Source organism: Jatrophihabitans sp. (genome assembly GCF_036000465.1).
Classification (GTDB): Bacteria; Actinomycetota; Actinomycetes; order Mycobacteriales; family Jatrophihabitantaceae; genus Jatrophihabitans.
In genome coordinates, this window is sequence record NZ_DASYFV010000020.1 from 26505 (window position 1) to 47453 (window position 20949).

General features: G+C 70.0%; 21 protein-coding genes. 17 read left to right on the forward strand and 4 right to left on the reverse strand.

What is annotated here, in order from left to right; translation table 11 throughout:
* Nucleotides 1-71: 71 nt before the first annotated feature.
* Nucleotides 72-989, reverse strand: coding sequence for an aminoglycoside phosphotransferase family protein (locus VGN18_RS08110; RefSeq protein WP_327539165.1), 918 nt, complete (start codon nt 987-989; stop codon nt 72-74).
* A gap of 75 nt (nt 990-1064) precedes the next feature.
* Here VGN18_RS08110 and VGN18_RS08115 point away from each other — a divergent pair, with 75 nt between their 5' ends.
* On the forward strand, nt 1065-1526 hold the full coding sequence (locus VGN18_RS08115) for a VOC family protein (protein ID WP_327539166.1): 462 nt from the start codon (nt 1065-1067) through the stop codon (nt 1524-1526).
* Nucleotides 1527-1532: 6 nt separating this feature from the next.
* Here VGN18_RS08115 and VGN18_RS08120 read toward each other — a convergent pair whose 3' ends face one another.
* On the reverse strand, nt 1533-2219 hold the full coding sequence (locus tag VGN18_RS08120; RefSeq protein ID WP_327539167.1) for a trimeric intracellular cation channel family protein: 687 nt from the start codon (nt 2217-2219) through the stop codon (nt 1533-1535).
* A gap of 157 nt (nt 2220-2376) precedes the next feature.
* Between VGN18_RS08120 and VGN18_RS08125 the strand changes: the two genes are divergently transcribed.
* Genes VGN18_RS08125 through VGN18_RS08135 form a run of 3 tightly spaced genes read left to right on the forward strand, consistent with a single transcriptional unit; the run spans nt 2377 to nt 5665 of the window.
* Complete coding sequence (locus VGN18_RS08125) at nt 2377-3225, forward strand: nitrilase-related carbon-nitrogen hydrolase (RefSeq protein WP_327539168.1); 849 nt, start codon at nt 2377-2379, stop codon at nt 3223-3225.
* On the forward strand, nt 3222-4631 hold the full coding sequence (gene hydA, locus VGN18_RS08130; protein WP_327539169.1) for a dihydropyrimidinase: 1410 nt from the start codon (nt 3222-3224) through the stop codon (nt 4629-4631). The genes VGN18_RS08125 and hydA overlap by 4 nt, the downstream gene beginning before the upstream one ends.
* A 2-nt stretch (nt 4632-4633) precedes the next feature.
* Entirely contained in the window at nt 4634-5665 is a 1032-nt protein-coding gene (locus VGN18_RS08135; protein WP_327539170.1) for a TIGR03842 family LLM class F420-dependent oxidoreductase, read from the forward strand.
* 6 nt (nt 5666-5671) lie between these two features.
* Here the strand turns inward: VGN18_RS08135 and VGN18_RS08140 are convergent, their stop codons facing one another.
* Nucleotides 5672-6355 (reverse strand): lysophospholipid acyltransferase family protein, encoded by a 684-nt coding sequence (locus VGN18_RS08140; RefSeq protein WP_327539171.1) that lies wholly within the window; start codon nt 6353-6355, stop codon nt 5672-5674.
* Between the two features lie 262 nt (nt 6356-6617).
* Between VGN18_RS08140 and VGN18_RS08145 the strand changes: the two genes are divergently transcribed.
* The 11 genes from VGN18_RS08145 to VGN18_RS08195 all read left to right on the forward strand — a co-directional run bounded on the left by VGN18_RS08145 (nt 6618) and on the right by VGN18_RS08195 (nt 19746).
* A complete protein-coding gene (locus VGN18_RS08145; RefSeq protein ID WP_327539172.1) occupies nt 6618-8141 on the forward strand; it encodes a DEAD/DEAH box helicase in 1524 nt (507 codons plus the stop codon).
* A 34-nt stretch (nt 8142-8175) separates the two neighbouring features.
* Nucleotides 8176-10044, forward strand: a complete 1869-nt coding sequence (typA, locus tag VGN18_RS08150; protein WP_327539173.1) for a translational GTPase TypA — start codon at nt 8176-8178, stop codon at nt 10042-10044.
* Nucleotides 10045-10068: 24 nt separating this feature from the next.
* Entirely contained in the window at nt 10069-11232 is a 1164-nt protein-coding gene (locus VGN18_RS08155; protein WP_327539174.1) for a pyridoxal phosphate-dependent aminotransferase, read from the forward strand.
* The gene (locus VGN18_RS08160) at nt 11229-11984 is read left to right on the forward strand and encodes a nitrilase-related carbon-nitrogen hydrolase (RefSeq protein ID WP_327539175.1); all 756 of its coding nucleotides are present in this window, start codon (nt 11229-11231) and stop codon (nt 11982-11984) included. The genes VGN18_RS08155 and VGN18_RS08160 overlap by 4 nt, the downstream gene beginning before the upstream one ends.
* Nucleotides 11985-12157: 173 nt before the next feature.
* Nucleotides 12158-13162, forward strand: a complete 1005-nt coding sequence (locus VGN18_RS08165; protein WP_327539176.1) for an ABC transporter permease — start codon at nt 12158-12160, stop codon at nt 13160-13162.
* Between the two features lie 111 nt (nt 13163-13273).
* Entirely contained in the window at nt 13274-15025 is a 1752-nt protein-coding gene (locus VGN18_RS08170) for an ABC transporter substrate-binding protein (RefSeq protein WP_327539177.1), read from the forward strand.
* 120 nt (nt 15026-15145) lie between these two features.
* A complete protein-coding gene (locus VGN18_RS08175) occupies nt 15146-16156 on the forward strand; it encodes an ABC transporter permease (protein ID WP_327539178.1) in 1011 nt (336 codons plus the stop codon).
* Between the two features lie 21 nt (nt 16157-16177).
* Complete coding sequence (locus tag VGN18_RS08180) at nt 16178-17242, forward strand: ABC transporter ATP-binding protein (RefSeq protein ID WP_327539179.1); 1065 nt, start codon at nt 16178-16180, stop codon at nt 17240-17242.
* Entirely contained in the window at nt 17239-18396 is a 1158-nt protein-coding gene (locus tag VGN18_RS08185; protein ID WP_327539180.1) for an oligopeptide/dipeptide ABC transporter ATP-binding protein, read from the forward strand. The genes VGN18_RS08180 and VGN18_RS08185 overlap by 4 nt, the downstream gene beginning before the upstream one ends.
* A 37-nt stretch (nt 18397-18433) precedes the next feature.
* On the forward strand, nt 18434-19327 hold the full coding sequence (gene mshB / locus VGN18_RS08190) for an N-acetyl-1-D-myo-inositol-2-amino-2-deoxy-alpha-D-glucopyranoside deacetylase (protein WP_327539181.1): 894 nt from the start codon (nt 18434-18436) through the stop codon (nt 19325-19327).
* Complete coding sequence (locus VGN18_RS08195; protein WP_327539182.1) at nt 19324-19746, forward strand: hypothetical protein; 423 nt, start codon at nt 19324-19326, stop codon at nt 19744-19746. The genes mshB and VGN18_RS08195 overlap by 4 nt, the downstream gene beginning before the upstream one ends.
* Here the strand turns inward: VGN18_RS08195 and VGN18_RS08200 are convergent.
* On the reverse strand, nt 19736-20278 hold the full coding sequence (locus tag VGN18_RS08200; RefSeq protein WP_327539183.1) for a DUF1269 domain-containing protein: 543 nt from the start codon (nt 20276-20278) through the stop codon (nt 19736-19738). The genes VGN18_RS08195 and VGN18_RS08200 overlap by 11 nt on opposite strands.
* 100 nt (nt 20279-20378) lie before the next feature.
* Between VGN18_RS08200 and VGN18_RS08205 the strand changes: the two genes are divergently transcribed.
* Entirely contained in the window at nt 20379-20672 is a 294-nt protein-coding gene (locus VGN18_RS08205; RefSeq protein ID WP_327539184.1) for a hypothetical protein, read from the forward strand.
* 71 nt (nt 20673-20743) lie between these two features.
* Nucleotides 20744-20949, forward strand: a 206-nt coding sequence (locus VGN18_RS08210; protein WP_327539185.1) for a hypothetical protein, incomplete at its 3' end; no start/stop codon positions are given.

Sequence of the window (20949 nt, forward strand, 5' to 3'; positions counted from 1 at the left end):
GGCGCGGGTCGGAGGCGCAGCAAGAGGCAAACGTCCGGTCGTACAGCGACGTGCGCACCGCCCCGTCGCGATCAGCCGACGCGGGCGTCGGCCAGCACGGCGCGGGCCATGACCAGTCGGTCCGCGCACCGCGCCGGCATCGTGTGCCAGTAGTAGCCGAACGTCATGAGCGCGATGGCCAGGGCCCAGGCGCGGCCGCGGCGCCACTGCGCGTCGTCGACGGCGAGGTGGGCCCGGAAGATGTCGCGGCCCGACTCGTCGAGCAGTTCCCAGGCGACGACGAGGTCGACGGTCGGGTCGCCGACGGTGAGCGCGCCGAAGTCGAGGACGGCCCGGAGCCGGCCGTCGCGCACCAGGATGTTCTCGGCGAGCAGGTCGGCGTGCAGCCAGCGCGGTTCGGGTACCGCGGCCGGCTCGGACATCGCGTCGTCCCAGATCCGCCGGCAGGCGTCCAGGTCGAGGGCGAGGCCGGGCCGCGCGGCGCAGTCGGCGATCGCCTGCCGGGTTGCCCCGTCGAGCGCGGGCAACGGCTCGCCGCGGTACCAGCGCAGGGACGGGTCGGCGAGCGCCCCCGGCGGCACCGGCCGGTCGCGCAGGACGGCGACGAAGGCGGCCAGGTCGCGGGCCAGCGCGTCGGTGCTGCCGGGCGCGGGCGGCACCGGGGGCAGGTTGCCGTCGATCCAGCGCACCACCGACCAGTGCTCCGGGTAGCCGTGGCCGGGCGGCCCGACGGCGACGATCTCGGGCACGGCGACGGGCAGGGCCGGCGCCAGGAAGGGCAGCCAGCGCGACTCCTTCGCGATCGTCTCCGACCCGCCGGGTTGGCGCGGCAGGCGCACCAGCAGGTCGTCGCCGAGCCGGAACAGCGCGTTGCTGGAGCCGGACACCGCCAGCCGCGCGAGCGGCCGCCCGGCGAGGTCGGGCAGCGTGTCGTCGACGAGTGCGCGGACCAGCGCGTCGTCGATCGCGAGTTCGTCCTCGTGCAGCATGGCTCCAGCCGATCAGGTGGGCGCCGAGGTGTCGAACGGATTCCGGTTGTCGGTGCCGGGTGCCAGGGTTGGCCGATGACCGACCTCCGCTTCGCTCCGACGAGAGCCGTGCAGATCACCTTCGACTGTGCCGACCCGGCCGCGCTGGCCGCGTTCTGGGCCGAGGCGCTCGGTTACCAGGTGCAACCTCCGCCGCCGGGCTTCGACTCGTGGGACGCCGCGCTCGAATCGTTCGGCGTGCCGCGCGAGCAGTGGAACTCGCGCTCGGCGCTGGTCCCGCTCGACGGCCCGCACCCGCGCCTGTTCTTCCAGCGGGTACCCGAGGGGAAGACGGCCAAGAACCGGCTGCACCTCGACATCCGGGTCGCACCGGGGCTCGAGGGCGCCGAGCGGATGGCCGCCCTCGAGGCCGAGGCCGACCGGCTCGTCGCGCTCGGCGCCGTCCACGCCTACCGGGTCGAGCCCGACCCCGACGGCACGGAGGCCGGTTTCATCTCGCTGCGCGACCCCGAGGGCAACGAGTTCTGCCTGGACTGAGGGGGCTCATTCCCGCGGGGGCCGTGACCGGGGGCGCCGCCGCGTCAGCGGCCGTTGCGGCGGGCGCACCGTGTAGGCCTCGGGCAGCTGCCAGTTGCGTCGCCGCGCGATCACGGTCAGCGCGGCGCCGACGACCGTCGAGACGACGAGGCCGAGCGGCTCGTGGCCGGAGTCGTAGAAGGCGACCAGCACGGCGCTCGCGAGCACGGCCGACGTCGCGTAGAGCGTGGTGCCGCCGAAGATGCCGGGGATGCGGCCGAGCACGACGTCGCGCACCGCGCCGCCACCGACGGCGGTGATCGTGCCGAGCAGCACGGCCGGCAGCCAGCCGAGGCCGACGCCGAGCGTCTTCTGCGCGCCGGCCGCGGCCCAGGTGCCGAGCGCCAGGGCGTCGACGTAGGGGAAGACGCGGTCCCACAGCCGTCCGCCGATGGGCAGGAAGAACGCGATCGTCGCGCCGGCCAGCGCGGTGAGGATGTAGGCGTAGTCGGTCAGCGCCACCGGTGTGCCGCGCTGCAGCAGGGTGTCGCGGATCAGCCCGCCGCCGAGGCCGGACAGGATGGCGAGCACGCCGAAGCCGACCGGGTCGAAGCGCTCGGCCCGGGCCACCGCGCCGCCCAGGACGGCGTTGGCCAGCACGCCGGTCAGGTCGATGCCGCGCAGCAGATCGGTCAGGGCCGCACCCGAAGCCACCGCGCTCACCTCCCTCCGCCGTCACGGTCGCCGGCCCAGTCTGGCGCACGCGAGGAGCGCGGAACCAGCTTGCCGCAACCCCCTTCCGCACACGCGAATCCGCACTACGGTTGATGTTTCCCCCGAGGGGGCGCCGCCGCCGAGCGAAGGAGTTGCGATGACCGTCGTACGTGCCGCCATCACGCAGGTCGAGTGGACCGGCGACAAGGAGTCGATGATCGCCAAGCACGAGGCGCTGGCCCGCGACGCGGCGGCCGACGGCGTGCAGATCATCGGGTTCCAGGAACTCTTCTACGGTCCGTACTTCGGCGCGGTGCAGGAGCAGAAGTACTACGACTACGTCGAGCCGATCCCCGGCCCGACCACCGAGCGGTTCCAGGCGCTGGCGAAGGAGCTGAACCTCGTCGTCGTGCTGCCGATCTACGAGGTCGCGAACGCCGGCGAGTACTACAACACCGCTGCGGTGATCGATGCCGACGGCACCCTGCTCGGCACCTACCGCAAGCACCACATCCCGAACCTGCCGCAGTTCTGGGAGAAGTTCTACTTCCGCCCGGGCAACCAGGGGTACCCGGTCTTCGACACCGCGGTCGGCCGAGTCGGTGTCTACATCTGCTACGACCGGCACTTCCCCGAGGGCTGGCGCGAGCTCGGTCTGAACAACGCGCAGATCGTGTTCAACCCGTCGGCGACGAAGCCCGGGCTGTCGAACCGGCTGTGGCAGCTCGAGCAGCCGGCGGCGGCCGCGGCGAACCAGTACTACATCGCGGCCAACAACCGCATCGGTCAGGAGGTCGGCGAGTTCGGCCCGGACGCGCCGCACTTCTACGGCTCGAGCTACTTCGTCGACCCGCGGGGCAACTTCGTCGGTGATATCGCGTCCGAGGACCAGGAGGAGACGCTCACCCGCGACCTCGACCTCGACCTGATCACCACCGTGCGCAACGACTGGCAGTTCTACCGCGATCGCCGACCGGAGTCCTACGCGAAGGTCACCGCACCGTGAGCACGCTGATCAAGGGCGGCACCGTCGTCAGCTCGACCGGTTCGTCGTTGCAAGACGTCCTGATCGACGGCGACACGATCGCGGCGGTGCTGGCGCCCGGCGCGCTGCCCGACCTGCAGCCGGACACCACGATCGACGCGACCGGCAGGTACGTGATCCCCGGCGGCGTCGACGGGCACACGCACATGGAGATGCCGTTCGGCGGCACCCAGGCCAGCGACACGTTCGAGACCGGCACCCGCGCGGCGGCGTGGGGCGGCACGACCACGATCGTCGACTTCGTGGTGCAGGCGCACGGCCAGCGGGTTCAGGACCAGGTCGCGCTGTGGCACGAGAAGGCCGGCGGCAACTGTGCGATCGACTTCGCGTTCCACCAGATCATCGGCGAGGTGAACGCCGAGTCGCTCAAGGCGATGGACGAGCTGATCGGCGAGGGCATCACAAGCTTCAAGCTGTTCATGGCCTACCCCGGGGTCTTCCTGTCGAGCGACGGGCAGATCGTGCAGGCGATGCAGACGGCGGCCGGCAACGGTGGGCTGATCATGATGCACGCCGAGAACGGTTCGGCCATCGACGTGCTGGTCAAGCAGGCGCTCGAGCGCGGCGACACCGCGCCGTACTTCCACGGCACCTCGCGGCCGTGGCAGACCGAGCAGGAGGCGACGCACCGTGCGGTGATGCTCGCCGACCTCACCGGCGCGCCGCTCTACGTCGTCCACGTGTCGGCCAAGCAGGCCCTCGCCCGCATCGCCGAGGCCCGCAACGCCGGCCAGAACGTCTTCGGCGAGACCTGCCCGCAGTACCTCTACCTCTCGCTCGAGGACAACCTCGGCGCCCCGGGCTTCGAGGGTGCGAAGTGGGTCTGCTCGACCCCGCTGCGCTCGCGCGCGGAGGGGCACCAGGACGAGCTCTGGCGCTACATCCGCACCGGCGACGTCACGAGCGTCTCGACCGACCACTGCCCCTTCTGCATGAAGGACCAGAAGGAGATGGGCATCGGCGACTTCTCCAAGATCCCCAACGGCATCGGCTCGGTCGAGCACCGCATGGACCTGCTGTACCAGGGCGTCGTCGACCAGCGGATCTCACTGGAGAAGTGGGTCGACGTCTGCTGCACGACGCCGGCGCGCATGTTCGGCCTCTACGGCCGCAAGGGCGTCATCGCTCCCGGCGCCGACGCCGACATCGTGATCTACGACCCGAACGGCCACACCTCGATCGGTATCGGCGAGGGCCGCAGCCACCACATGAACATGGACTACTCGGCCTGGGAGGGGTGGGAGATCGACGGCCACGTCGACGTCGTCCTCTCGCGCGGCACCGTCATCAAGGACGAGACCGGCTACGTCGGCTCGAAGTCGCACGGGCAGTTCGTGAAGCGCTCGCTCTCGCAGAACCTCGTCTGACGATGGACTTCGGGCTCGTCCTGCAGACCGACCCACCCGCCGCCCGGGTCGTCGAGCTCGCCCGCCAGGCCGAGATCTACGGCTTCAGTCACGTCTGGACGTTCGACTCGCACCTGCTGTGGCAGGAGCCGTTCGTCATCTACAGCCAGATCCTGGCCCAGACGCGACGCGTGATCGTCGGGCCGATGGTCACCAACCCGGCCACCCGCGACTGGACGGTCACCGCGTCGCTGTTTGCGACGCTGAACGACATGTTCGGCAACCGGACGATCTGCGGCATCGGCCGCGGCGACTCGGCGGTGCGTGTCATCAACGGCAAGCCGGTGACCCTCGCCGACCTGCGGGCCAGCATCGAGGTGATCCGGCCACTGGCCAACGGCGGGCAGGCCGACTACCGCGGCAACCTGCTGCGCTTCCCGTGGAGCCACGGCTCGCAGCTGCCGATCTGGATCGCTGCCTACGGCCCGAAGGCGCTCGCGCTCACCGGCGAGATCGGCGACGGCTTCATCCTGCAACTCGCCGACCCGGCGATCACCGAGTGGTCGGTCAAGGCGGTGCGCACCGCGGCCGAGGCAGCCGGTCGTGACCCGGCGTCGGTGACGATCTGCGTCGCGGCGCCGGCCTACGTCACCGACGGCACCGAGGCGGGGCTGGCCCACGGGCGCGACCAGTGCCGCTGGTTCGGCGGGATGGTCGGCAATCACGTCGCCGACATCGTCGGCCGCTACGGCACCGATGGTTCGGCGATCCCGAAGGCGCTGAGTGACTACATCGCCGGGCGGCAGGGCTACGACTACAACTCGCACGGCAAGGCCGGCAACGAGCACACCGACTTCGTCCCGGACGAGGTCATCGACCGGTTCTGCCTGATCGGGCCACCGGCCGCGCAGGTGGCGCGCCTGCAGGAGTTGCGCGAGCTCGGCGTCGACCAGTTCGCGCTCTACCTCCAGCACGACGCGAAGGACGCGACGCTGGCCTCGTACGGCGAGAAGGTCATTCCCGCGGTGAACGTGCGCGGAGCGGCGAAGGTCTGACGCCGGTCAGGTGGTCGACTTCTGCTCGGCGTCGATCTCGGACCGGTACTTGGCCGCCTTCTTCGCCCGGCCGGCGATCTCGGGCGGGGCCTCCTCGCGCAGCTCGGCGAGCAGCCGGCGGGAGAACGCGAGCGGCGACTCGTCCGGCTGGAGCTGACCGCCCCGCGGTAGGTAGAACTCCAGCGTCACCGACGGCCGCTTCGGCACGCGGACGACATCGGTCGTGCCGTTCGTGCGCACGCACACCACGGTCGCGTCGGGCACGGCCTTGGCCAGCCAGCCGACGCCGCTGCGGGCGCGCAGTTCGCGGCCGAGCGAGCGGGTGCCCTCGGGGAACATGCCGATGCAGGCGCCCTTGGCGAGCTCCTCGACCGCCACCGCCATGGCGTCGGTGTTGCTCGTCCCGCGGATCACCGGGATGTGGCCCATCCGGTCCATGAACGCCGCCACGATCTTCGTCTTCCACAGCGTCGACTTCGCGAGGGCCCGGATCGGGCGCACCCGGCGGGCCGCGACGCCGATGGCGATGGGGTCCCAGTAGCTGTCGTGATCGGCCACGATGATCACCGGTCCGGTGGCGGGCAGGCACTCCATCCCGGTCACCTTCATCCGGGACCACCGATGCATGATCGGCGCGCCGACACCCATGACGATGCGATAGGCGAGGGGCAGCTCTGGTCGGGGGGGCATCGGGTCATCATGGCCTACGCACCGGGCCGCTGTGGAGTGCCGTTCGGCCGGTGCCGTCCGGCCCGAAATGCGGCCGCTGGGGGTGGTTCGGCGACGTGGTCAGCGCCGCGCCGTCGCGCCGGTACAGTAGAGGACAGTTGGCGGGCACCGATTGCCCGCGTCTGCAGCTTCATCATCGACGCGCTCACAGCGTCGGGCTCGTGCCAGAACCGCGTCATCGAACGCGGATTGCCGGGACGTGCCACTGTCCCGAAGGATAATTTTGCCCAGCTCAACCTCGCGCGGCTCTGCCGCGCCCCGTTCGGGCGCGCGCCGCCGCCCGTCCACCCGTTCCTCCTCCGCCGGCTCGGCCCCGCGCCGTCCGGCCGCCTCCCGCACTCTGTGGGACCGCCTGCCGGTCAGCATCGTCCCGACCGAGAACCTGCCCGGCTTCGCCGAGCTCGGCCTGCCGGCCACCATCGTCAAGGCGCTGGCCCGCCACGGCATCCCCTCGCCGTTCCCGATCCAGGCAGCGACGATCCCGGACGTCCTCGCCGGGCGCGACCTGCTCGGCCGGGCCGCCACCGGTTCGGGCAAGACCCTCGCCTTCGGCCTGCCGCTGATCGGCCGCCTCTCCGGCCCGCCGTCGGCGCCGCGCCGCCCGCGCGGGCTGGTGCTCGTGCCGACCCGCGAGCTGGCGATGCAGGTCACCGACGCGCTCGCGCCGCTCGCCTCGGCCTGCGGCGTCTCGGTGCGCCTGGTCGCCGGCGGTCTCGCCATCAACAAGCAGATCCAGTCGCTCGAGCGGGGCGTCGACATCCTCGTCGCCACGCCGGGCCGGCTGGAGGACCTCATCGACCGGCGCGCCTGCTACCTCGACTCGGTCGAGACGACCGTGCTGGACGAGGCCGACCACATGGCCGACCTGGGCTTCCTGCCGGTCGTGCGCCGCCTGCTGAACCAGACCCCGAGCGACGGTCAGCGACTGCTCTTCTCGGCCACGCTCGACGGTGACGTCGCGACCCTGATCGAGGAGTACCTGACCGACCCGTCGGTGCACGCGCTCAGCACGGCCGAGGCCTCGGTCGACACCATGACCCACCACGTCTTCCGGGTCTCGCACGAGTCGAAGTTCGACGTCCTGGCCGAGATCGTCGCCCGCGAGGGCCGCACGATCGGGTTCGTGCGGACGAAGCACGGCGCCGACCGCGTCGCCAAGAACCTGGGCCGCATCGGCGTGCGGGCCGGCGTCCTGCACGGCGGCCGCAGCCAGTCACAGCGCAACCGCGCCCTCGAGGCGTTCCGGGACGGCTCGGTGCCGGTGCTCATCGCCACCGACGTCGCCGCCCGCGGCATCCACGTCGACGACGTGTCGCTGGTCCTGCACGTCGACCCGCCGGCCGACCCGAAGGACTACCTGCACCGCTCCGGACGCACCGCGCGGGCGGGGGAGAGCGGCGTCGTCGTGGTGCTCAGCACGCCGGCCGACGAGCGTGACGTCCGCAAGATGCTCGGTGCCGCCGGTGTGCGGCCCGAGGAGCGCACCGCCACCGTCGGCGATGCCGATGTCGCCCGGGTGACCGGCGCCCGCACCCCGAGCGGGGTGGCCCTCGTCGAGGCGCGCCCCGCGAAGCCGGTGCGTCCGCGCGCCGACGGCAGCGCCCCGCACCCGCCCCGTTCCGGCGGCCGCCGCGGCGGACCCGGTCGCTCCGGCGGAGCGACCCGCAGCGGCAGCACCGGTGGCGCCGCCGCGTTCAGTGCCCAGCGGGGAGACGGCCGCCCGCGCCGCACCCGCCGCCCCAGCTAAGCCCGACTCCGGCCGTACTCGAAAGGACCACCCCATGGGACAGCGCAACGATCTGCGCAACGTGGCGATCGTCGCCCACGTGGACCACGGCAAGACCACGCTCGTCGACGCGATGCTCTGGCAGTCCGGCGCCTTCACCGCCCACCAGGCCGACACCGGTGACGTGAACGAGCGCGTCATGGACTCCAACGACCTGGAGCGCGAGAAGGGCATCACGATCCTGGCCAAGAACACGGCCGTCGATCACGTGATGCCGAGCGGTGAGCGCCTCACCATCAACATCATCGACACCCCCGGCCACGCCGACTTCGGTGGCGAGGTCGAGCGCGGCCTGTCCATGGTCGACGGCGTGATCCTGCTCGTCGACGCGTCGGAGGGCCCGCTGCCGCAAACCCGCTTCGTGCTGCGCAAGGCGCTGCAGGCCGGCATGCCGGTCGTGCTGGTCATCAACAAGGTCGACCGGCCGGACTCCCGCATCGCCGAGGTCGTCGACGAGACCTACGAGCTCTTCCTCGACCTCGACGCCGACGAGCACCAGATCGAGTTCCCGATCGTGTACGCCTCGGCCAAGGCCGGCCGCGCGTCGCTGAAGCGGCCCGAGGACGGCGGCATGCCCGAGGAGCAGGATCTGCAGCCGCTGTTCGAGACCATCCTCGAGTCGATCCCGGCGCCGACCTTCGTCGACGGCGCGCCGTTGCAGGCCCACGTCACCAACCTCGACGCCTCGCCCTACCTCGGCCGCCTGGCCCTGTGCCGCGTGCACAACGGCACGATCCGCAAGGGTCAGCAGGCCGCCTGGTGCCGCGCCGACGGCACGATCGAGCGGGTCAAGATCACCGAGCTGCTGCTCACGAAGGCGCTCGACCGGTTCCCGGCCGAGTCGGCCGGCCCCGGCGACATCATCGCGATCGCCGGCATCCCGGACATCACCATCGGTGAGACCCTCGCCGACCCGGACGACCCGCGTCCGCTCCCGGTGATCACCATCGACGAGCCGTCCATCTCGATGACCATCGGCATCAACACGTCACCGCTCGCCGGCCAGTCCGGCAAGAAGCTGACCGCCCGACAGGTCATCAACCGGCTCGACGCCGAACTCATCGGCAACGTGTCCATCCGGGTGCTGCCGACCGAGCGTCCCGACACCTGGGAGGTGCAGGGTCGCGGCGAGCTGCAGCTCGCCATCCTCGTCGAGATCATGCGTCGCGAGGGTTTCGAGATCACCGTCGGCAAGCCGCAGGTCGTCACCCGCATGGTCGACGGCAAGCTGTTCGAGCCGATGGAGCGCATGACCATCGACATCCCGTCCGAGTACCAGGGCGTCGTCATCCAGCTGCTCGCGCTGCGCAAGGGCCGCCTGGAGCAGATGGTCGACCACGGCACGGGCTGGATCCGGATGGAGTACCTCGTCCCCGCGCGCGGCCTGATCGGTTTCCGCACCGAGTTCCTGACCGAGACCCGCGGCACCGGCCTGCTGCACCACATCCACGAGGGCTACGAGCCGTGGGCGGGCGACATCCGCACCCGTCCGAGCGGCTCCCTCGTCGCCGACCGCAAGGGCGCCACGACCGGGTTCGCGCTGGCCAACCTGCAGGAGCGCGGCGTCATGTTCGTCGGCCCCGGCACCGACGTCTACGAGGGCATGATCGTCGGCGAGAACTCCCGCTCGGACGACATGGACGTCAACCCGACCAAGGAGAAGAAGCTCACCAACATGCGCCAGTCCTCCGGCGACGTGCTGGTGCCGCTGATCCCGCACCGGGTGCTGTCCCTGGAGCAGGCGCTGGAGTTCTGCCGCGACGACGAGTGCGTCGAGGTCACGCCGGCGACGGTGCGGCTGCGCAAGGTGGCGCTGGCCGCCCAGGACCGGGAGAAGCTGCGCTCGCGCAACAAGAACCGGTGATCCCGCCCGGTTAGGCTCGGGTGCGTGACGCACCCCGAGCGGCTGGTCGAGCGCATGCGTGGATTCGGGACGACGGTGTTCGCCGAGATGTCGGCGCTCGCCGTCGCCACCGACAGCATCAACCTGGGCCAGGGCTTCCCCGACACGGACGGGCCGGCCGAGCTGCTCGAGGGCGCGGTCGACGCGATCCGCGGCGGGCACAACCAGTACCCGCCCGGCATCGGCGTCCCGGCGCTGCGTCAGGCCGTGGCCGAGCACCAGCAGCGGCTGTACGGGCTGGGTTACGACCCCGACTCCGAGGTGCTGGTCACCGCGGGCGCCACCGAGGCCATCGCGGCGTCCGTGATCGCGTTCGCCGGCCCGGGCGACGAGGTCGTGCTCTTCGAGCCCTACTACGACTCCTACGCCGCGTGCGTCGCGTTGGGCGGCGCGACCCGGCGCACGGTCACGCTCGAGCGCACGGGCGACTCGTGGGGCTTCGACCCGGCCGCGCTCGAACGCGCCGTCACGACGCGCACCAAGGTGCTGGTGCTCAACTCGCCGCACAACCCCACCGGCACGGTGTTCGGACCCGCCGAACTCGCGCTGATCGCCGAGATCGCGATCCGCAACGACCTGATCGTCGTGTCCGACGAGGTCTACGAGCACCTGATCTTCGACGGCCGGGCGCACGTTCCGATCGCCACCCTGCCCGGCATGCGCGAACGGACCGTCACCATCAGCAGTGCGGGCAAGACGTTCAGCGTGACGGGCTGGAAGATCGGCTGGGCCGGCGCGCCCGCGCCGCTGCTCGCCGCCGTGCGCACCGTCAAGCAGTTCCTGACCTACGTCAACGGCGCCCCGTTCCAGCCGGCGGTGGCGGCCGCGCTCGCGACCGCGGAGAAGGTCGCGCCGGCCGCCGCGCTGCAGCACCAGCGGGACCTGCTGTGCGACGGGTTGACCCGGCTCGGGTTCGACGTCGTGCGCCCGCAGGCCACCTACTTCGCGACGGTCGACGTCGGGTCCGACGCGGTCGGCTTCTGCCGCGAGCTGCCGCGCCGGGCCCGCGTGGTGGCCATACCGAGCAGCGTGTTCTACGACAGCTCGGCCGGCGACGGTTACGTACGGTTCGCATTCTGCAAGCGTCCCGCGCTGCTCGAGCAGGCCCTCGCGCGCCTCGCCGGCGCCGGCTACGGGAGCGGGTCGTGAGGGTCGCGGCGATCCAGCACGACATCGTCTGGGAGGACGCCGGGGCCACCCGTGCGCTTGTGACGCCCATGATCCGGGAGGCCGCCGCGGCCGGAGCCCGGCTGATCGTGCTCAGCGAGATGTTCGCGACGGGCTTCTCGATGCGTCCCGACCGCATCGCCGAGGACGAGGGCGGCCCCTCGGAGCGGCTCCTCCTCGACCAGGCCGCCGAACACGGAGCGTGGCTGATCGCGTCGATCGCGCAACGTGGAGAGGACGGCCTGTTCCGCAACAACGCGATCGTCGCCGGGCCGGACGGATCGGTGCGCCGCTACGCGAAGATCCACCCGTTCAGCTACGCCGGCGAGCACGAGGTCTACGCCGCCGGCGACCGGTTCCTGACCCTCGACGTCGAGGGCCTGCGGGTCACCGTCTTCGTCTGCTACGACCTGCGTTTCGCCGACGAGTTCTGGGCGTGCGCGCTCGACACCGACGTCTACGTCGTACCGGCCAACTGGCCGGCCGCGCGGCGCGAGCACTGGTCGATCCTGCTGCGGGCGCGGGCGGTCGAGAACCAGGCGTACGTGATCGGCGTGAACCGGGTCGGGTCCGGTGGCGGGTTGGACTATGCGGGCGACACCGTCGTGATCGATCCGCTCGGCCGAACCTCAACCACGGACAGCGACGAGCCGTCCGTCCTGCTCGCCGATGTGGACGCATCGGTCGTCTCGGACACGCGCCGCGATTACAGGTTTCTGCCTGATCGCCGCTGAGTCACGGTTCGACAACAAAGGGACGCGCCACCCGGACGGGCGGATCAGGCTGTCTATGGTGTCGAGGCGCAGGTTCGAAACCGGCGCACGCATCCAGAACCGGCATAACCGGTCCTGGGCCAACCTGCTTGACTGCCGGTGGAGATCCCACTGAACAAAGGAGACAGGCTCGTATGTCCGTGCCGCTCAGCGACCTCGAAGCCGACGTCGCCTCTGTCAACGAGGTCGACGAGCCGAAGAAGGGCGCGATCGCCGGACGGTCGCCGACACAGCTGGCCATGGCCCGCCTGCGGCACGACAAGGTGTCCATGGTGGCGTTCGCGGTCATCGTCATCTCGATCCTGATGGCGATCGCCTCGCCCATCCTCGAGAACATGGGCATCCTCGACCCGTACACGCCGCACTACGACCTGGTCGGGGGGCTCGGCACCCTGCCCAACGGCCCGTTCGGCGGGATCGGCTGGCACCACATGCTGGGTGTCGAGCCCGGCATCGGCCGTGACGTCCTGTCCCGCGTGTTCCTCGGGGTCACGTTCTCGCTCATGATCTCGACCGCCGCCACGATCATCAGCGTCGTGTTCGGCATGGTCTTCGGCATCATCTCCGGCTACGCCGGCGGCGCGACCGACTTCTGGATCAGCCGCTGGATGGACCTGATCCTCGCCTTCCCGCAGCTGCTCATGCTGCTGGCGCTCTCGCCGGTGCTGAAGGACCGCATCACCTCGATGGGCGTGCCGGCCGGCACCGCCACGAGCGCGGTCTACCTGATCGTCGTCCTCGGTTTCTTCGGCTGGCCCTACCTCGCCCGCATCGTGCGCGGCCAGGTGCTGACGCTGCGCAACCGCGAGTTCGTCGAGGCGGCGCGCAGCCTCGGTGCCACCCGCCGGCGTATCTGGTTCCGCGAGCTGCTGCCGAACCTCTGGGCGCCGCTGCTGGTGTACGTCTCGCTGACCCTGCCGCTGTTCATCTCGGCCGAGGCCGCGCTGTCGTTCCTCGGGGTCGGGCTGCAGGCCCCGACGCCGAGCCTCGGCAACATCCTGAACGACTCGGTGTCCTACTTCGATCCGGACCCGACGTTCTTCTTCGTCCCGGGCATCGTGCTGGTGCTGATCGTGCTGGCCTTCAACATGCTCGGTGATGGCCTTCGGGACGCACTCGACCCGAAGTCGAGTCGCTAGACCTCTGCGGAACACCCGTCCCGCAGACTCAGGACCATCCCGTTCGGGATGGCGTACTGGAAGAGGAAAAGTTGAATGGCTAGAAATCGGAGGCAGTTGGCCGTCGCGTACGTGAGCGCGGCAGTTGCTCTGGCCACGGTCGCGGCCTGCTCCTCGAGCGGCGGCTCCAAGAGCAAGACGTCTGGAACCGCGGGCAACAGCAGCAGTGCATCCACCCCGGCGAAGAACACCAAGACCGGCGGGACGGTCTACTACCTGACCAAGCGCCCGACGGAGCACTGGGACCCGACGCGCATCTACGTCGGTCGTGACATCGCCGACTCGTCGCGGCTGTTCTACCGCACGCTCGTCCAGTACGGCACCGGTGCCGGCGCCGACAGCAACAAGCTGTACCCCGACCTCGCCACCGACCTCGGCACGGCTTCCAACGGCAACAAGACCTGGAAGTTCACGCTGAAGAGCGGCATCAAGTGGCAGGACGGTTCGCCGATCACGTGCGCCGATGTCGCGTACGGCATCTCGCGCTCGTTCGCCACCGACATCCTCACCGGTGGACCGAACTACTCGATCCAGTTCCTGAACATCCCGGCCGAGACCAAGGACACCAAGAACTGGACCTCGGCGTACCACGGCCCGTTCAACAAGGTCGGCCAGGCGCTCTACGACAAGGCCGTCAGCTGCACGGGCAACACCATCACCTTCAACCTGAAGAAGCCGGTCGGTGACTTCAACTTCGCCACCACGCTGCCGGCCTTCGCGCCGTACAAGCAGTCGCAGGACCAGGGTGCGAAGTCGAACTACTCGATCTTCTCCGACGGCCCGTACATGCTGCAGGGCACCTGGGTGAAGGACAAGGGCGCGACGTTCGTCCGCAACCCCAACTACGACCCGAAGACCGACAGCCCCGGCATCCGCAACGCCCTGCCGAACCAGTTCGTCTTCGTCGAGGGTCTGGCCACCGAGACGATCTTCGACCGTCTCCTCGCCAACTCCGGCAACGACCAGTTCGCCGTCACCGACCGCGCTGCCCCGCCGGCCTACCTGGCCCGCGTCGCCGCGCAGAAGGACCGCTACACCGACGTCAACTCGCCGTTCATCGACTACGTGGTCCCGAACTTCACCAAGATGACCAACCCGCTCGTTCGCCAGGCGCTCTACCTGTCGACCGACCGCGCCGGTTACATCGCGGCTGAGGGTGGCCCGTCGGTCGCCTCTGTCGCCAACGGCCTGGTTCTCCCGGCCCTCGGCGCCGCGGGTGGTTACAAGCAGTTCAAGGCCTACGACGCCCCGGACTCCGGTGACCCGACGAAGGCGGCCGCCCTGCTCAAGCAGGCCGGCGTGAAGCTCCCGTACCCGATCCACTTCACCTACTCGGGTGGTACCCCGACCTCCGACAAGCAGGCCTCCGCGCTTGCTGCCGGTTGGGAGAAGGCGGGCTTCAAGGTCACCCTCGAGGGCCTGACCGACACCTACTACGACATCGTGCAGAACCCGGCCAACGCCGCCAAGTACGACGTCACGTGGGGCGGTTGGGGTGCTGACTGGCCGAACGCCTCGACGGTCATCCCGCCGCTGTTCGACAGCCGGGTCAACCTGTCCTCGACCACCAACGGTCAGGACTACGGCCTGTACAAGTCGGACGCCGTCAACGCCGCGATCGACAAGGCGTACAACACCACCGACGCTGCCCAGCGCAACGCCATGTGGGGCGACATCGACGAGATGCTCGCCAAGGACGTCGCCTACGTCCCGCTCGACAACACCAAGTTCCCGCGCCTGCACGGGTCCAAGGTGACGAACTACGTCGAGTCGGCGTCGACGAACGGTTACCCGGACCTCGGTCAGGTCGGCGCAAGCAGCTGATCCAGGCCGGCGTCACCCACGAATGAGATCGTGGGCGGGGGCGAGTTCGTCTCGTCCCCGCCCACGATTCGCACGCAGCAGGCAACCGAGAAGGGATGAGCGTTCTACGCTCGAGCCGACATGTTCTTCTACACGATTCGTCGCCTGATCGGCGCCATCATGATGCTCGTAGTCATGAGCATCGCTGTGTTCCTGCTGTTCTACGCATCGCCGACCGACCCGGCGCGCCTGACCTGCGGCAAGAACTGCACCCCGCAGGGCATCGCCCAGAACCGCGCGTACCTCGGGCTCAACGAGCCCTTGCAGGTGCAGTACGGGCACTTCATGAAGGGCCTGTTCGCGGACCGCAAGTTCCCGGACAACCCGAAGCTCCAGAAGGAGCACCCCGAACTCATCACCAAGTGCGACGCGCCCTGCCTGGGTTACTCGCCGCTGCAGAACTCCACGGTGTGGGCCTACCTGAAGCCGCGGCTGCCGATCACCCTCGGACTCACCCTCGGTGCGTTCGTCATGTGGATCTTCGGTGGCGTCCTGCTGGGCATCCTCGCGGCCCTGCGACGAGGCAAGTTCGTCGACCGGTTGCTGGTGTCACTGGCGCTGATCTTCTACTCGTTCCCCACGTTCTTCATCTCGCTCCTGCTGTTGCAGACGGTCGTGTTCAAGTGGGGGTGGCTGCAGACACCGGGCTACGTCTCGCCCTCGGCGGGCATCGGCGACTACCTCTACAACATGTTCCTGCCGTGTCTCACGCTCGCCCTCGTCTACGCGGCGGCCTACATCCGGCTCACCCGCACCTACATGCTCGAGACGATGGGTGAGGACTACCTGCGCACCGCCCGGGCCAAGGGGCTCGGCAACCGCAGCATCATCTTCAAACACACGTTGCGCGCCGCGCTGACCCCGATCCTCACGATCGCCGGTCTCGACCTCGGCGCCCTGCTCGCCGGTGCGCCGATCACCGAGACCGTCTTCAACTACCCGGGTCTCGGCCAGGCCGCCGTCCAGTCGGCTGTTACGTTCGATCTGCCGAGCACCGTCGTCATCGTCCTGCTCTCGGCGACATTCGTCATCGTCGCCAACCTGATCGTCGACCTGTTGTACGCAGTGGTCGATCCGCGGGTTCGGTACTGAGCCGAGAAGAATAGGACTGACATGCCCAGCAACATCGAGGTTGTCGACGAGCCCGCAGACCACGGGTTCCTGGACGTACGCGATCTCAAGGTTCACTTCCCGACCGAGGACGGCCTGGTCAAGGCCGTCGACGGCGTCACCTTCACCGTCGAGCAGGGCAAGACCCTCGCGATCGTCGGCGAGTCCGGCTCCGGCAAGTCGGTGACGATGCAGGCCGTCATGGGTCTGCACCGCGGCACGCGCGCCAGGATGACCGGCGAGGTGTGGCTCGACGGCGTCGAACTGCTCGGTGCGTCGGATTCGGTCGTGCGCAAGAAGCGCGGCGCCGACATGGCGATGATCTTCCAGGATCCGCTGTCGGCGCTGCATCCCTATTACTCGATCGGCAACCAGATCGGCGAGGCATACCTCGTCCACAACAAGGCGAGCCGGAAGCAGGCGCGGGCCCGCACGATCGAGATGCTCGACCGCGTCGGCATCCCGAACGCCAAGCGTCGGGTCGACCAGTACCCGCACGAGTTCTCCGGCGGTATGCGGCAGCGCGCCATGATCGCGATGGCGCTGATCAACAACCCGAAGCTGCTCATCGCCGACGAGCCGACCACCGCGCTCGACGTCACCGTCCAGGCCCAGATCCTGGAGCTGATGAAGGACCTGCAGCGCGACTTCCAGGCCGCGATCGTGATGATCACGCACGACCTCGGCGTCGTCGCCGACATCGCCGACGACATGATGGTCATGTACGGCGGCAAGGGCGTCGAGACCGGCACGTCGTCCGAGGTGTTCTTCCAGGCCTCGCACCCCTACACGTGGGGCCTGCTGAACTCGATGCCGCGCCTCGACCGGGTGCGCGCCCAGCGCCTCGACCCGATCCCCGGCACGCCGCCGTCGCTGATCAACCTGCCGAGCGGGTGCTCGTTCCACCCCCGGTGTGCCTTCGTCGAGAAGGTCGGCCACGACGGTCGCTGCAAGAACGAACTGCCCGAGCTCTACCCCGTGTCAGCCGCTCACGAGGCCCGCTGCTTCCTCGTCGATCAGAACCAGCTCGAAGCGCTGCGCAACCAGACTGTCGAGGAGCCCGCATGAGCGACCACGCACCGGTAACGCCGTCGACGCCGAAGACGTCGTCGGCGCCGCTGCTCGAGGTCGAGAACCTCCAGAAGCATTTCAAGCAGTACTCGCAGACGCTGATCAAGCGGGCTGCCCCGCCGGTCAAGGCGGTCGACGGCATCTCCTTCGCCCTCGAGGCCGGCCAGACGCTCGGGCTCGTGGGCGAGTCGGGCTGCGGCAAGTCGACGGCCGGGCGCACGATGTTGCGCCTGATCGAGCCCACCGGTGGCGCGATCCGCTTCAACGGCGAGGACGTCACGAAGTTCGGCACCAGCCAGCTGCGGCGCATGCGGCGCGAGATGCAGATGGTCTTCCAGGACCCGATCGGCTCGCTGAACCCGCGGCACCCGGTCGGTTCGATAATCGGCGCGCCGTTCCGCATCCAGGGCGTCAAGCCGCCGAAGGGCGTGCGCTCCGAGGTGCAGTCGATCATGGAGCGGGTCGGGCTGAACCCCGAGCACTACAACCGCTACCCGCACGAGTTCTCCGGCGGCCAGCGCCAGCGCATCGGCATCGCCCGGGCCATCGCGCTGCAGCCGCAGTTGATCGTGTGCGACGAGCCGGTGTCGGCGCTCGACGTGTCGATCCAGGCGCAGGTCGTCAACCTCCTGGAGGACCTCCAGGAGGAGTACAAGATCGCGTACGTCTTCATCGCGCACGATCTTTCCGTGGTCCGGCACATCTCCGACCGCGTCGCCGTCATGTATCTCGGCAAGATGATGGAACTGACCGACCGCGACGTCCTCTACGCGACGCCGATGCACCCGTACACGCAGGCGCTCATGTCGGCCGTGCCGGTGCCCGACCCGGATCGCGCCGAGGCCCGCGAGCGCATCATGCTCAGCGGCGATCTCCCCAGCCCGAACGACCCGCCGCCGGGATGCGTGTTCCACACGCGCTGCCCCAAGTACCGCGAGCAGCTCAGCGACAACCAGCGCGAGGAGTGCCGCACCACGATCCCGCTCCTCGAGGAGAAGCAGCCCGGCCACTTCGCCGCCTGCCACTTCGCCGAGGTGCGCGTCGACAGTGCGGTCACGGTCGCGGCTCCGGTCGCGCCGGTGGCCGAGCCCCAGGCGGGCGGCGCCGCCGGCCCCGCCGAGGGTTCGGGTCCGTCGCTGACCAAGTCCTGACGACACGGCGCGGGGCCCGTTCGGTAGCGTCGCGGACGTGACGAACGGGCGCCGGCTGCTGCTGGTCCACGCGCACCCTGACGACGAGTCCATCACCACCGGCGCCACGATGGCGCACTACGCGGCGTCCGGCGCGGCCGTCACGCTGGTGACGTGCACGCTGGGCGAGGAGGGCGAGATCCTTCCGCCCGAACTCGCCCGGCTCGAATCGGCCCAGGCCGATCAGCTCGGCGGGTACCGCATCGGGGAGCTGTCGGCGGCGATGGCGGCGCTCGGCGTGCGCGATCACCGGTTCCTCGGCGGCGCCGGCCGCTTCCGGGACAGCGGCATGATCGGCACACCGCCGAACGAGCATCCCCGGGCGTTCTGGCGCGCGGCGGGTGACGAGGCGGTGTTCGCGGACGCGGTCGCCGAGCTGGTCGCGGTCGTGCGCGAGGTGCGTCCGCACGTGGTCGTCACCTACGACGACAACGGCGATTACGGCCACCCCGATCACATCATGGCGCACCGGGTGACCACCGCCGCGGTGGCTGCTGCGGCCGATCCGGCACACCCCGGGGACGAGCCGTGGTCGGTGCCGAAGAGCTACTGGACGGCCACCCCGCGCTCGTCGCTCGCGGCCGGGTTCGAGGCGGTGCGGGGTCGCCCGGAGCTGCCGTTCCGGGCCGCCGGCGCCGAGGAGCTGTCCTTCGGCGTGGCCGACGATGTCGTCACGACGACGATCGACGCGTCGGCGGCCCTCCCGGCGAAGACCGCCGCGCTCGAGGCGCACCGCACGCAACTCGCCGTCCAGGACGGCTTCTTCGCGCTCACCAACCTGATCGGACGCGTCATCGACGGGGTCGAGCACTTCCGGCTCGTGCTCGGGACGCTCGGCGAGGTGGGTCCGGACGGCCGGGAGCGCGACCTCTTCGCCGGGATCGTGCCGTGACCCCGCCCGACGACGAGCGACCGCCCGGGGCGCTGGAATGGGCCGGCGTCGTGCTGCTGTGCCTGTGCGCCGTGCTCGCGGCGGTGCTCGAGGCGCTGCTCGTGCCGCTCTACGCCGGCAGCGTCGTCGTGCCGATCGCGGTGGTCGCCGCGCTGGTGACGAACGTGGCGTTCCCCCGGATGGCTCGCGTGCTCGTGCCGTCGACGATCGCCGCGGCGCTGCCGCTCGTGGCCTGGCTCGTCGTCATCGTCGTGTTCGGCGTGGTCACCCGGCCGGAGGGCGACGTCATCCTGCCCGGCGGGTCCGGAGCGGTGCACTGGGTGTCGTACGGCGTCATGCTCGGTGGCGCGCTCGCCGGCACGATCACCGTGGTCGTCTCGACCCCGCCACCGGCGCCGCGCGGCCCGGTCAACCGCTGAACGGCTGCCGATTGGCCTCGTTGAGGGCCTCCCGAACGGCGTTGACCGCGGCCGGCATCATGTCGGTCTCGACGAGCTCGGCCCGCGGGAAGCGGGTGAGCTCGCGCTGCAGGTCGGCGACCGACACGTGGCTGACCAGGAGTGCGACGGCCGTGCGGCCGGGCGGCACCGCGCTGCGCAGCTCGTGGATCGTCTCGTCGCGGACGCCCGTGTCGCGCAGCTTGGCGTAGAGCGCGCCGCCGCCGGCCGTGGCCGCGCCGACGACGAGCCCGCCGATGGGGCCACCGAACAGCGTTCCGAGCAGCAGGCCCCACACCCCGGCCCCGAAGCCGGCCTGCTGCGGGCTGAGGTCGGTGGTCTCGGTGACGTGCGACGCGCCGTCGGCGTCGCGGCGGATGATGACGGCGTCGTGCAGGTGCAACTCGTCGTCGCGCTGGAGCCGAGCGACCGCGAGCAGGAACTCCTGCGCCCTGAGCGGATCGTCGAAGGAGATCACGAGCAGCTTGCTGTTGTCGGGCGGCTCCTGCGGCATGCCGCGAGTCTATGGCGCGCGTCATCGGCGGTTACGAGATGGCCTCACAGGGGCAATCTGGCGCCATTAGCGTCGGAATCCGAGCCGAAGGAGGACGCCGATGGCCACCGTCATTCAGCTGGGTCAGGGAACCGCCGCCCGCATCCGCGCGGCGATGCTGGGCCACCCCACCGAGGGCCTGCGCATCGCCCGCCAGGCCTACCGCATCCGCGAGGCCGACAGCGACGAGCTCGCACTCGTCAGCGTGAACGAGCAGTCGTGGTGGGTCGCCCAGCGGGTGTCGGACCGGCTGACGGTCTGGGCCCATCCGGGTGAGGACGAGGCGCACGAGGGGTTCGAGCGGCTGGCCGGCACGGGTGGCTGGCGCGAGGCCGGCGTCGAGCTTGCCGGTTGATGTTCGAATAGGTGTCCACAGATTCAGCGGGTTGTAGTGAAGTGACGTAGCTCGGTTCTATTATCGGAATCATGATCGACACGGCGGTTTCGGAGGCTTCGGCGCTGCTGCGCGCGGGTGTTGACGGGCTGCTGGCAGCCGACCTGACCGCGTTGTCCTCGGTCGAGGTGGCGGGGTTGTTGTCGGCGTTGGAGGTGCAGCGGCGCCGGTTGGATGCCATCGATGTGGCGGTGATCGCGCAGGTCGGGGCGCGGGGTGTGGCCGGGGAGTACGCCCG